The 11,872-nt window shown below is 72.8% G+C and carries 13 protein-coding genes; 6 read left to right on the top strand and 7 right to left on the bottom strand.

What is annotated here, in order from left to right; translation table 11 throughout:
* Nucleotides 1-31: 31 nt before the first annotated feature.
* Together greA and ACEZDE_RS00355 are read right to left on the bottom strand one after the other, a co-directional pair.
* The gene (gene greA, locus ACEZDE_RS00360) at nt 32-529 is read right to left on the bottom strand and encodes a transcription elongation factor GreA (RefSeq protein ID WP_380530245.1); all 498 of its coding nucleotides are present in this window, start codon (nt 527-529) and stop codon (nt 32-34) included.
* Nucleotides 530-672: 143 nt separating this feature from the next.
* A complete protein-coding gene (locus ACEZDE_RS00355; RefSeq protein WP_380530242.1) occupies nt 673-1,068 on the bottom strand; it encodes a DUF4307 domain-containing protein in 396 nt (131 codons plus the stop codon).
* A 130-nt stretch (nt 1,069-1,198) separates the two neighbouring features.
* On the opposite strand from ACEZDE_RS00355, the gene mca reads away from it, so the two are divergent.
* The 3 genes from mca to ACEZDE_RS00340 all read left to right on the top strand — a co-directional run bounded on the left by mca (nt 1,199) and on the right by ACEZDE_RS00340 (nt 3,563).
* Complete coding sequence (mca, locus tag ACEZDE_RS00350) at nt 1,199-2,083, top strand: mycothiol conjugate amidase Mca (RefSeq protein WP_380530239.1); 885 nt, start codon at nt 1,199-1,201, stop codon at nt 2,081-2,083.
* 57 nt (nt 2,084-2,140) lie between these two features.
* Complete coding sequence (locus ACEZDE_RS00345; protein ID WP_380530236.1) at nt 2,141-2,359, top strand: hypothetical protein; 219 nt, start codon at nt 2,141-2,143, stop codon at nt 2,357-2,359.
* Nucleotides 2,360-2,468: 109 nt separating this feature from the next.
* Nucleotides 2,469-3,563 carry a HoxN/HupN/NixA family nickel/cobalt transporter gene (locus ACEZDE_RS00340; RefSeq protein WP_380530233.1) on the top strand — a complete coding sequence of 365 codons (1,095 nt, stop codon included), beginning with the start codon at nt 2,469-2,471 and terminating at the stop codon, nt 3,561-3,563.
* Nucleotides 3,564-3,621: 58 nt separating this feature from the next.
* On the opposite strand, the gene ACEZDE_RS00335 is transcribed toward ACEZDE_RS00340, so the two are convergent.
* A complete protein-coding gene (locus ACEZDE_RS00335; RefSeq protein ID WP_380530230.1) occupies nt 3,622-4,344 on the bottom strand; it encodes a PspA/IM30 family protein in 723 nt (240 codons plus the stop codon).
* 47 nt (nt 4,345-4,391) lie between these two features.
* Nucleotides 4,392-6,437 carry a TPM domain-containing protein gene (locus ACEZDE_RS00330; protein WP_380530227.1) on the bottom strand — a complete coding sequence of 682 codons (2,046 nt, stop codon included), beginning with the start codon at nt 6,435-6,437 and terminating at the stop codon, nt 4,392-4,394.
* Nucleotides 6,438-6,618: 181 nt separating this feature from the next.
* Between ACEZDE_RS00330 and ACEZDE_RS00325 the strand changes: the two genes are divergently transcribed.
* Genes ACEZDE_RS00325 through ACEZDE_RS00315 form a run of 3 tightly spaced genes read left to right on the top strand, consistent with a single transcriptional unit; the run spans nt 6,619 to nt 9,283 of the window.
* The gene (locus tag ACEZDE_RS00325) at nt 6,619-7,068 is read left to right on the top strand and encodes a MaoC family dehydratase (RefSeq protein WP_380530224.1); all 450 of its coding nucleotides are present in this window, start codon (nt 6,619-6,621) and stop codon (nt 7,066-7,068) included.
* Between the two features lie 8 nt (nt 7,069-7,076).
* On the top strand, nt 7,077-7,754 hold the full coding sequence (locus ACEZDE_RS00320; RefSeq protein WP_380530221.1) for an HAD family hydrolase: 678 nt from the start codon (nt 7,077-7,079) through the stop codon (nt 7,752-7,754).
* Nucleotides 7,751-9,283: a long-chain-fatty-acid--CoA ligase gene (locus tag ACEZDE_RS00315; RefSeq protein WP_380530218.1), complete on the top strand. Its 1,533-nt coding sequence runs from the start codon at nt 7,751-7,753 to the stop codon at nt 9,281-9,283. The genes ACEZDE_RS00320 and ACEZDE_RS00315 overlap by 4 nt, the downstream gene beginning before the upstream one ends.
* Nucleotides 9,284-9,332: 49 nt before the next feature.
* On the opposite strand, the gene ACEZDE_RS00310 is transcribed toward ACEZDE_RS00315, so the two are convergent.
* From ACEZDE_RS00310 to ACEZDE_RS00300, 3 genes are all read right to left on the bottom strand, one after another.
* Nucleotides 9,333-9,953 carry a TetR/AcrR family transcriptional regulator gene (locus tag ACEZDE_RS00310; protein WP_380531147.1) on the bottom strand — a complete coding sequence of 207 codons (621 nt, stop codon included), beginning with the start codon at nt 9,951-9,953 and terminating at the stop codon, nt 9,333-9,335.
* 129 nt (nt 9,954-10,082) lie between these two features.
* A complete protein-coding gene (locus tag ACEZDE_RS00305; protein WP_380530215.1) occupies nt 10,083-10,841 on the bottom strand; it encodes an ABC transporter permease in 759 nt (252 codons plus the stop codon).
* A complete protein-coding gene (locus ACEZDE_RS00300; RefSeq protein WP_380531144.1) occupies nt 10,838-11,782 on the bottom strand; it encodes an ABC transporter ATP-binding protein in 945 nt (314 codons plus the stop codon). The genes ACEZDE_RS00305 and ACEZDE_RS00300 overlap by 4 nt, the downstream gene beginning before the upstream one ends.
* Nucleotides 11,783-11,872: the final 90 nt, after the last annotated feature.

Raw genomic sequence — 11,872 nt, 5'->3', positions numbered from 1 at the left:
GGGCGGAGCGGTACGGGGGAGGAGCGGGGCGTCAGCCCTGGTAGGGCTTAGCCGAGATGATCTTCACATTGGCCTTGCGGCCGTTGGGCAGCTCGTAGCCGGCGCTCTCGCCGACCTTGCGCCCGTCGATCGCCCGGCCCAGCGGGGACTGCGGGGAGTAGGTCTCCAGCTCGCTGGAGGCCGCCTCCCGGGAGCCCAGCAGGAAGGTCGTGGTGTCGTCCTCGTCGCCGTCCCAGGCGACGACGACGACCATGCCGGGGCCGACCACGCCGTTGTCGGCCGGGGCCTCGCCCACCTGGGCGCGCTCCAGGAGCTGGTTCAGCTGCCGGATGCGGAGTTCCATCTTGCCCTGCTCCTCGCGCGCCGCGTGGTAGCCGGCGTTCTCCTTGAGATCGCCCTCCTCACGGGCCGCCTCGATCTTCTGGGTGATCTCGGCGCGTGCAGGACCCGTCAGGTGCTCCAGCTCGGCTCGCAGCTGGTCGTACGCCTCCTGGGTCAGCCAGGTGACGTTTTCGCTGGTCTGGGCCACGGGTGCTCCTCGTAGGTACATGGGGTCAATGCGTACGTAAAAAATGCGCAGTACGACCGGAAAGGGCGAAACCAGCAGCCTAACAATGTCCGCCGCGATCCGGGAGCCGCACAGCCGCCCCGGCCCTGGTACCCGTCCCGGCGTCAGCCGCAGCTGACCAGCTCGCCGGTGGTGCCGAGGCTGGAGGTGCGCAGGGTGACCGTGCCGTCGTAGCTGCTGGGCTGCTTCGGCAGCGGGACGGTGAGCCGGCCCACCTCGTCGCCGTTCACGTCGCGGGAGCGGACGGTGCAGCTGCCGGCGGTGTCGCTCGGCTTGTCGACGTCCAGCCGGATCTGCACCTCGGAGGCGGAGACCACGGTGAAGGACACCACCTCGCCGTTGAAGGACGGCTTCAGCAGGTAGTGCGCGCCCACCGCGGCCACGATCGCCAGCGCCAGCGCCAGCGCGGCGTAGTACACCCGGCGGACCCGCCGCTCGGTCTCGGCCGGGTCCGTGCCGTAGCGGCCCGCAGGCACTGCGACCTTGGTCGGAGCACTCATCGGTCTCTCGCCGCCTCTCCAGGACCCGGAAGCACGGGACTTTCGGGGTATCTCGCCGGATCGCGGAATGTCCGCGCTTCCCAGTCCGTCACTATAGAAGGAGGCATCACCGACGAAGGGCTTTGGGGCGTTGACTGAGCAGCTGCGACTGATGGCGGTACACGCGCACCCGGACGACGAGTCCAGCAAGGGCGCCGCGACCATGGCCTCGTACGTGGCGCGCGGCGTCGACGTACTGGTGGCCACATGCACGGGGGGAGAGCGCGGTTCGGTCCTCAACCCCAAGCTCCAGGGCGACACCTGGATCGAGGAGAACATCCACGAGGTGCGGGCCAAGGAGATGGACGCGGCCCGCGCGATCCTCGGGGTGAAGCAGGCCTGGCTGGGCTTCGTGGACAGCGGGCTGCCCGAGGGCGACCCGCTGCCGCCGCTGCCCGAGGGCTGCTTCGCGCTCCAGCCGCTGGAGACGACGGTGGAGGCCCTGGTGCGGCTGATCCGCGAGTTCCGTCCGCACGTGATGACCACGTACGACGAGAACGGCGGCTACCCGCACCCGGACCACATCATGACCCACACCGTGTCGATGGCGGCGTTCGAGGCGGCCGGGGACCCGGACGCCTATCCGGCGGCCGGCGACCCGTGGCAGCCGCTGAAGCTCTACTACAACCAGGGCATCTCGCTGGACCGGATCAAGGCGCTGGACGCGGCGATGAAGGAACGCGGCCTGGAGTCCCCCTACGCGGAGTGGATCGCCCGCTGGGACGAGAGCGACCGCAAGCCCCGGGAGATCACCACCAAGGTGCCCTGCGGCGACTTCTTCGAGGTGCGGGACCGGGCGCTGCTGGCGCACGCCACCCAGATCGACCCGGAGGGGCCGTGGTTCCGGATCCCGCTGGAGATCCAGCGCGCGGTCTGGCCGACCGAGGACTACGAGCTGGCCCGCTCGCTGGTGGACACCTCGCTGCCGGAGGACGACCTGTTCGCGGGCATCACCGCGGACGTGGTGCACGTCTGACCCGGCTGAGCCGACCCCGGTCCCCCCGCCGCCGCACGGTGGGGGGACCATAGGGGTATGAGTTCCCTCGCAACCGCACACACCGCCGCCACCGCCCTGCTGGCCGTGGACAGCAACAAGGTCACCCCGGGCCTGCTCGGGTTCCTGGTCTTCGCCGCGCTGGGCATCGGCACCTGGTGGATCCTCAAGGCGATGAACCGCTCGCTGGGCAAGGTCGACTTCGCCGAGGAGCCGGAGAGCGCGACGGCCGCCGAGGAGCAGCACAAGGCCGCCTGAGCGCAGTTGCCCGCGCACCTGCCCGAGCACACTTATTGCGCATGACTTGCAACTGCATATGATCAGCCCCTACCGTGGCCGAGGCACAAGGTCGTCGGAGGGGGAGGTCATGGCGGGTACGGTGGCACGGATTCGCGGGGCGATGACCGGGCGCGAGTGGGCCCGGACGGGCGGCATGGCGGGCTTCGTCGCGCTGCTGCACGTGGTCGGCTGGTTCACCCTGCTGGCGATCATCGCGCCGGCCCACTACACCATCGGCACCCAGGTCTTCGGGGCCGGCACCGGCATCCTCGCCTACACGCTGGGCATGCGGCACGCCTTCGACGCCGACCACATCGCCGCGATCGACAACACCACCCGCAAGCTGATGGCGGACGGGAAGCGCCCGCTCTCGGTCGGCTTCTGGTTCTCGCTCGGCCACTCCTCGGTGGTCTTCGGGCTGTGCGCGCTGCTCTCGATCGGGGTCAGGTCGCTGGCCGGACAGGTCGAGGACAGCGCCAGCACGCTGCAGACCTGGACCGGGCTGATCGGCACCACCGTCTCCGGCACCTTCCTGATGCTGATCGCGGTGCTCAACGCGGTGGTGCTGTGGGGGATCGTCAAGGTCTTCCGGGAGATGCGCACCGGCGCCTTCGACGAGGTCCAGCTGGAGGAGCACCTCGCCAAACGCGGCCTGATGAACCGCATCCTCGGGCCGGTCATGCGGATGGTCACCAAGCCCTGGCAGATGTACCTGGTCGGGCTGCTGTTCGGGCTCGGCTTCGACACCGCGACCGAGGTCTCGCTGCTGGTCCTGGCCGGGGGCGCGTCCGCGTTCGCGCTGCCCTGGTACGCGATCCTGGTCCTGCCGGTCCTCTTCGCCGCCGGGATGTCGCTGCTCGACACCATCGACGGCGCCTTCATGAACTTCGCCTACGAGTGGGCCTTCTCGCAGCCGGTCCGCAAGGTGTACTACAACCTGACCATCACCGCGCTGAGCGTGGTGGTGGCGGTGCTGATCGGCGGCATCGAGATCACCCAGCTGGTCTCCGAGCGGCTGGACATCACCAGCGGCCCGATCGGCTGGGTCGCCGGGCTCGACCTCAACAGCGTCGGCTACGGCATCGTCGGCCTCTTCGTGGTCACCTGGACCGTGGCACTGCTGGTCTGGCGCTACGGCCGGGTCGAGGAGAAGTGGACCGAGGGCCTGCGCGACGCGGGCTGACCCCCGGTCCGTCCCCCGGCCCCTCCCTCGGTCCCTCCGACCGGCCGCACCCGCCGGGTCAGGCCGCCTGGCCGCCGGCCTTGAGCGCGGCCAGCCGGGCGGCCACCTCGGCGTTGTCGCCGATCGCGTCCAGGCTCTCGAACTGGGCGTCCAGCGAGGACGCGGCCAGCTCCTCCTTGCCCTTGGCCCTGGCCTCCTCGCGGCGGACCTTCTGCTCGAAGCGGTTGATCTCGCTGGTCGGGTCCATCACATTGATGCTCTTGACCGCGTCCGCCATGGTGTTCTGCGCCTCGGCCGACTTGGACCTGGCGACCAGGTTGTCCCGCTTGGCCTGCAGCTCGGACAGCTTGGCCTTCATCTGGTCCAGGCCGGTCCTGAGCTTGGACACCATCTCGGTCTGCCCGGCGATCACCGGCTCCGCGGCCTTGGCCTCCTTCTCGGACTGGACCTGGCGGCCCAGCGCCACCTTGGCCAGGTTGTCGAAGCGGTCGGCCTCGGCGGCGTCGCCGGTCGCGCGCAGCTCGTCGGCCCTGCGGCTGGCCGCCAGCGCCTTGCCGCCCCACTCGGCGCCCGCGCTGACGTCCTCGGCGTGGTCCTGCTCCATCAGCCGGAGGTTGCCGATGGTGGCCGCGACCGCGTCCTCGGCCTCGGAGATGTTGTTGCTGTAGTCGCGGATCAGCTGGTCGAGCATCTTCTGCGGATCCTCGGCCTGGTCGATCAGCGCGTTCACGTTGGCCTTCGCCAGCTGGCTGATCCGGCCCAGGATGGTCTGCTTCGACATGCGCTGGATTCCTTTCACATGAGGTGACGGAGCGTCAATCAGGGGCGTCAGAACCTTCCGCCGCCGCCCATCCGGCCGCGGGTGCCCCCGCCGCCGAAGCTTCCCGGCCCGCCCCCCATCCCGCCGAACCCGCCGCCGCGGCCCCGGCCGCCGCCCCCGCCGAGCATCCCGCCGAGGATGATCCCGCCGAGCATCGCGCCGCTCGACCCGCCGCCCCGCGGCCGTCCGCCGCCGCCCCCGTACGGGTCGTAGCGGCCGACGTCCTGCTGGGCGGCGCGCTGGGCCTCCCGGGCCAGGCCGTCGGCCTGCTGGGCCAGCGCCAGCGCGGAGACCGCGTCGCCGGGGCCCGCGGCCACGGCCTGCTGCAGCCGCCGTTCGGCCTCGGCCAGCCGGGTCCGCGCGGTGCTGCCGATCGCGCCGCGGTGGGTCGCGATCATGTCCTGGGCCGCCGCCACCTCGCTGCGGGCGGTCAGCAGGGCCTGGTCGAGCAGGGCCCGTGCCCGCTGCTCGCCGACCGCCTGCTCCCTGGCGCCGGTCAGCGACTCGTCCAGCAGGCCGTCGGCCTCCTCCAGCCGGCGCAGCGCCGAGATCGGGTCGTAGTTCCCGGCGGCCTGCTCCTGCCGGACGTCGGCCAGCACCTGTTCGACCCGGGCCACCCGTCCGCTCAGCTCCCCGGACCCGCCGCCGCGGGCGGCCCCGGACACGGCGCGGGCCTCGGCCAGGTCGGCCTCGGTCTCGGCGATCGCCGACCGCAGCCCCGCCTCGGCCTGCTCCAATTCCCCGGCCCGCCGGGTCACCGACTCCAGCAGGGTCCCGGCCTGGTCCAGCGCGCCCTCGGCGGCGCGGACGAAGACCGCCGCACCGGACGAGTCGCCGCCGGACAGCGCCTGTCGGGCCTGGGCCAGGCTGCCCCGGGCGAACTCCAGCCGCTGGTCCGCCTCGCCCGGGTAGCCGTGCACCGGCTCCACGGCCGGCTCCGGGTAGCGCGCCAGCAGGGCCTCGACGGTCCGCTGCGCCTCGCCGGCGCCGGCGGCCAGCTCGGCCAGCGCGGCGTCGGCGCGCTGCACCGCCTCCGGGGCGTTGGCCTCCAGCGCGCGCAGGCTGTCGAAGGCCTGGGCCTCGGTGTCCAGCCGGGCGTTGGCCGCGGCGCAGCGGGTCAGGATCTCCTCCAGCATCCGGCGCTTGGTCGGGTCGTCCTCAGGGAAGGCGTCGTCCAGCTGCTGCCGCAGCCGGAAGGCCGCGGTCAGCTCGCCCTGGGCGAAGGCCAGCGCCTCGGTGAACGGCTGGGCCGCCTCATTGCCGAACTGCGCGGCGGCGAAGCCCAGTTCCTCCTGGCTGGTGCGCACCGCGTCGTCGGTCTGCACCAGTGCCTGCCGCGCCTGGGAGTCCAACTCGGGCAGCGGCACCGGCGGTTGGCCGACCGGCTGGGCGGCGCCGCGGACCGGCCCGGTGCCGCCGGCCGCGGCGCGCTTGCGCCGGGAGTAGAGCATGACCGCGCCGACCCCGGCCGCGCCCACCGCGGCGACCGGCAGCCACAGCACCGAGCCGGAGGTGTTCGAGCCGCCCGGGTCGGCCTGGCCGGGGATGATCGCGGGCGCGGTGACCGGCTTGCCGCTCAGCACCGCCTGGTAGCCGTCGGCCGCGCCGATGGCGGCGCCGGCCCAGTCGTTCTGCCGCAGCGCGGGTTCGATCGCGAGCGTGTTCACCTGGTTGATCTGGCTCTGGGTCAGGCCGGAGTCGTTGTCGGCGGACACCGCGTACTGCCGGTCGTGGGTGGCCACGGCGAGCAGCAGGTCGTCCTGGCCCAGGCCGTTGCGCTGCGCCGTGGCGTGGGCCCAGGCGGACGCGCTCTGGCCGGAGAAGCCGTTCACATAGGCGACGAACAGCTGCAGGTGGCGGCTGGTGTCGAGGTTCCGCAGGGCGGTGGCCACCTCGGGCCGGCGTTGGCCGAGCGCGCCGACCTTGTCGGTGATCTGGCCGGTGCGGTCCAGTGTGATCGGCCCGTCGGCCCGCGCGCTGCCGGGCAGCACCAGCAGGACCAGCACGCCCAGCACTGTGGTGATCGCCGTCGTGACCGCACTCAGCCGCCGCATGCACACCGACCCTCTGCCGACCCGTGCCCGTCCGGCACGGTCCTGATCGGCAGCGTATGCGCAGTATGTCCGGTTCGCATGCGGGCTGTCGGGGCGGCCATTGACAGCCCGGGGCGTCGCGGCAACCATAAGCGGGCGCTTACTAACTGCGGGAGAGCCCGCTTCTCCGAGGAGGATCCAGATGGGTTTCGCCAGTCTCGACGACCTGCGCACCGCGGTCGGCACCGAGCTCGGGGTGAGCGACTGGATCGCGATCGAGCAGCGGCAGGTGGACCAGTTCGCGGCAGCCACCGGCGACCACCAGTGGATCCACACCGACCCCGAGCGGGCCGCGGCCGGCCCCTTCGGCGGCACCATCGCGCACGGCTTCCTGACCCTGTCGCTGCTGCCGGTGATCGGCGCGGACGTGCTCCAGGTCGAGGGGGTCCGGATGGGGGTCAACTACGGCACCAACAAGGTGCGGTTCCCCGCGCCGGTGCCGGTCGGCTCGCGGGTGCGCGGCCGGGTCGAGCTGGTCGAGGTGACCGACGTGCCCGGCGGCGTGCAGGTGGTGACCCGGGTGACGGTCGAGCGCGACGGCGGCGACAAGCCGGTGTGCGTGGCCGAGTCCGTGTCCCGCCTGTACGTCTGAGGCCGGCCATGACGGAAGCGGCAGTCGCGGGCGGCCCGGTGCTCGGCCTGCTGGTCGACTGGGGCGGGGTGCTCACCACCAGTGTCTTCGACGCCTTCGCCGCGTTCGGCGCCCGCGAGGGGATCGCCCCGGACGCGGTGGCGCGGCTGTTCCGTGCCGACCCGGAGGCCAGGGAGCTGCTGGTCGGGCTGGAGACCGGGACGCTGGCCGAGGCGGAGTTCGAACGGCGCTTCGGCGCCCTGCTGGGCGTCCCCGCGGACCGGCTGATCGCGCGGATGCTCGGCTCGCTGGGGACCGACGCCCGGATGTGCGCGGCGGTCGCCGCGGCCCGGCGGCAGGGGGTGCCCACCGGTCTGGTCTCCAACTCCTGGGGCCTGTCCGGCTATCCGGCGGAGCTGCTGGCCGAGCTGTTCACCGGCGTGGTGATCTCCGGCACGGTCGGCCTGCGCAAGCCCGCGCCGGAGATCTACCGGCTCGGCGCGGAGTCGCTCGGGCTGCGGCCGGACCAGTGCGTCTTCGTCGACGACCTGCCGGGCAACCTCGCCCCGGCCCGGGAGCTGGGGATGGCCACCGTGCACCACGTCAGCGCGGAGCGGACGGTCGCCGAGCTGGCGCGGCTGCTCGGCAGGGACCTGGAGGAGCGGGAGCTCGAAGAGAGCGACCTCGAAGGGGAGGAGCGGTCATGAGTTTCAACCTGGCGACCATGCTGCGCGAGTCGGCGCAGGCGCATCCGGACAAGCCCTGCCTCCGGGCCGGGGAGCGGACCGTCGGCTACGCGGAGCTGGACCGGACCTCCGGCCGGGTCGCGGCGAACCTGCTGGCGGCGGGCCTGGTCCGGGGCGACCGGGTGGCGGTCCAGCTGCCCAATGTGCCCGAGTTCCTGTTCGCCTACTTCGGGATCCTCAAGGCGGGGCTGGTGATGGTCCCGCTCAACCCGCTGCTGAAGGCCGCCGAGACCGCCCACCAGCTGCTGGACTCGCAGGCCCGGCTGCTGATCACCTTCGACGCCTGCGCGGCGGAGGCCAGGAAGGCCGTGGTCGGCCTCGACGACCTGGAGCTGTGCCTGCTCGGCGGACCTGACCGGGAGGGGGGTGAGTGGGCGTTCACTGACCTCTGCGCCCCGGTGGCCGACCCCGACGACGTCCGGGACATCGCCGCCACCGACGCCGACGACACCGCCGTGATCATCTACACCAGCGGCACCACCGGGCGGCCGAAGGGCGCCGAGCTGACCCACTTCCAGCTGTTCATGAACTGCACCACCGCGGGCGCGGCGTTCGGCGTCCGCGAGGACGACGTCAGCCTCGCGGTGCTGCCGTTCTTCCACGTCTACGGGCTGTCCAGCCTGGTCAACGTCACGGTCAGATACGGCGGGGCGCTGTCGCTGGTGCCGCGCTTCGAGATCGGCCCGGTGGTGGACGCGATGGCGGACCACGGCGTCAGCGTGTTCGTCGGGGTGCCGACCATGTTCCACGCGCTCCAGCAGGCCGACACCGCCGGACGGGACCTGTCCCGGTTCCGGGTCGCCTGCTCCGGCGGCGCGGCGATGCCCGCGGCGCTGATGACCGCGTTCGAGCAGCGGTTCGGGGTGGCCGTGCTGGAGGGCTACGGCCTGTCCGAGACCGCCTCCACCGCCACCATGAACCCCAGCGCCGAGGACCGCCGCCCGCTGTCCATCGGCAAGCCGATCTGGGGCGTCGAGGCCCGGATCGTGGACGGCGACGGGCTGGAACTGCCGCCCGGCGCCGAGCACATCGGCGAGATCCTGCTGCGCGGCCACAATGTGATGAAGGGCTACCACCGCAACCCGGAGGCCACCGCCGAGGCGCTCCGCGGCGGCTGGCTGCACACCGGGGACCTGGCCTACCGGGACGCCGACGGCTTCCTGTTCCTCGTGGACCGGGTGAAGGACCTGGTGATCCGGGGCGGCTACAACGTCTACCCGCGCGAGGTGGAGGAGGTCCTCTACACCCACCCCGCGGTGGCCGAGGCCGCGGTGGTCGGCCGCCCGGACGAGCGGCTCGGCGAGGAGGTGGTGGCCGTGGTGGCGCTGCGGCCCGGGGCCGGGGCGACGGCCGAGGAACTGGTCGGCTACTGCCGGGAGCGGCTGGCCGGCTACAAGTACCCGCGGGAGGTGCGGTTCCTGCCGGAGCTGCCGAAGAACGCCACCGGGAAGCTGCTCAAGCGCGAACTCCGGGTCGCCGCCCGCGGCTGAGGGGGCGTCAGCAAGGCCCGTTCGGGCGGGTGCCGGGACAGACGGGCCGTCAGGCCTCGGCGCCCGCCATCCGCAGCGCCAGGTCGGCGTAGAGGCGGCCGAGCCGCTCCGGGGTGAGCCGGGCCGGCTGGTGGTACCAGCGGGCCACGTCCACCGACAGCGACAGCAGGGCCACCGTGGTGGCCGGGACGTCCGGCACGTCGAAGTCGCCCCTGGCGGCCCCGTCCGCCAGGACCGCCCGGACCAGGCCGTCGATCTCCCGGCGCAGCAGCAGGATCTCCGCGCGGTGCTCGGCGGACAGCGAGTGCAGCTCGTACTCGATCACCCGGGTGGTGGTGTGGTGCCGGGCGTGCCAGGCGGTCAGGTCGCCGACCACGGCCCTGAGCCGGTCGACCGGGGTCCCGGCCCCGGCCAGCGCGGCGTTGATCAGCCGCAGTGTGTGCTGGTGGCCGACCAGGGTGATCCGGTGCAGCAGCTCCTCCTTGGAGCGGTAGTGCACATAGAGCCCGGCCGGGCTCATCCCGGCGCCACTGGCGATGTCCCTGGTGGTGGTCGCGTGGAAGCCGCGGGACGCGAAGGCCTCGACCGCGGCGATCAGCAGCCGCCGGGCCGCGTCCGGCTGGATCTCCTGCCAGGCCAGCTCCAGCTCCAGCGCCTGGCCGCGGTCCAGGGCGGCGGCCGGGTCGGCCGCCGGGCCGGTGCCGGGGTCGGCGGATCGAGGGGTCACGGGGATGCCCTTCCGGTCGGACGGCTACGGGCGGGGCACACGCCCCTGCCCGCAGCCATCCTAAGCAACCGCTCAGGCGTCGTGGCGGCGCAGCACCAGCCAGCCGCCCAGCAGCGCCGCCGCCGTCCACAGGACGGTGATCAGCAGGCCCACCCAGGGGCCGAAGGCGTCCTTGGTCTGGTGGTGGATCTGCAGGAACCGCTGCCCGGCCTGGTCGGGCAGGTACTGGGTGACCGTGTCGACTCCCGGGATGGCCTGCAGGATGCCCGACACCAGGAAGAACAGCGGGATCAGGATGCCCAGCGCGAGGGTCTGCCGCCGCAGCGCGGTCGCCACGCCCAGCGAGATCAGGGCGATCATGACGAAGTAGAACGCGCCCCCGAGCACCGCCCGCAGCACCCCGGGGTCGCCGAGCGACACCCCGTGGCTGCCGAGCATCGCCTGTCCGACGAAGAACGCGGTAACGGCCGTGACCAGGCCGAGCACCAGGGTGACCGCGGCCAGGACCGCGGCCTTGGCAGCGTAGAAGACGCCCCGGCGCGGGACCGCGGTCAGCGAGAGCCGGATCATCCCGCTGCCGTACTCGCCGCCGATCACGGTCACCCCGAGCACGACCATGGCCAGCTGGCCCAGCACCAGGCCGCCGAAGGCGGTCCGCACCGGCTCGAACGGGCCCTTGACGTCCACGTTCTGGAAGTTCCGGTTGATGAAGAAGCAGACCACCGCCCCGAGCACGACCGTGGCCAGGAACCCCGCCAGCAGGCTCCAGCGCGGACCGCGCACGGTCCGGATCTTGACCCATTCGGCGTTCGCCGCCGCGGACAGCATCATGATCCGTCTCCCGTCGTGCCGTGGTACTCCACCGCGTCCGCGGTCATCCGCATGAACGCCTCCTCCAGCGAGGCCCGTTGCGGGCTGAGCTCGTCCAGGACCACGCCCCGGGCCGCGGCCAGCGCCGCGATCCGGGCCGGATCCGCGCCCTCGACCTCCCAACTCCCGTCCTCGGCAGGCTGCGCGGTGATCCGCCCGGCGCCCGGGGCGGCCACGGCGTCCGGCGCGTCCAGCGCGTCCAGCAGGGCCTGCGGCTGGGGGGTGCGGATCCGCACGTAGCTGCGGGCGTTGCGGTCGATGAACTCCTCGGTGGAGACGTCGGCGAGCAGCCGTCCGCGCCCGATCACCACCAGGTGGTCCGCGGTGAGCGCCATCTCGCTCATCAGGTGGCTGGAGACCAGGACGGTGCGGCCGTCCGCCGCCAGCCCCCGCATCAGCGTGCGGATCCACAGGATGCCCTCCGGGTCGAGCCCGTTGACCGGCTCGTCGAACATCAGCACCGGCGGATCGCCCAGCAGCGCCGCGGCGATGCCGAGCCGCTGGCCCATGCCCAGCGAGAAGCCGCCGGAGCGCTTCCCGGCCACCTCCGTGAGGCCGACGACGTCCAGCACCTCGCCCACCCGCCGGTCCGGGATCCGGTTGCTGCGGGCCAGCCACAGCAGGTGGTCGCGGGCGCTGCGCCCGCCCTGCGCGGCGGTGGCCTCCAGCAGGGCCCCGATCCGGGTCAGCGGCGCGGGCAGGTCGGCGTAGGGACGGCCGTCCAGCAGCACCCGGCCGCTGGTGGGGCGGTCAAGGCCGAGCACCATCCGCATGGTGGTGGACTTGCCGGCGCCGTTGGGACCGAGGAAGCCGGTGACCTGCCCTGGCCGGACCGCGAAGCTCAACGTGTCCACGGCCTTCTTGTCCCCGTAGCTCTTGGTCAGTTCGCACAGCTCGATCATCGCGCGCCCGTCCTCTCGGGTGCGCCGGGACCCCGGCGTGCTGCGGCGGTACTCATGGCGGAAGCTCCTCGGCATGGGAATCTGCGGTCC

Source organism: Streptacidiphilus cavernicola (assembly GCF_042510955.1).
In the GTDB taxonomy this organism is placed as follows: Bacteria; Actinomycetota; Actinomycetes; order Streptomycetales; family Streptomycetaceae; genus Streptacidiphilus; species Streptacidiphilus cavernicola.
The sequence above is the reverse complement of the archived record's forward strand: the minus strand, read 5'-3'. Positions and strand labels throughout refer to the sequence as shown.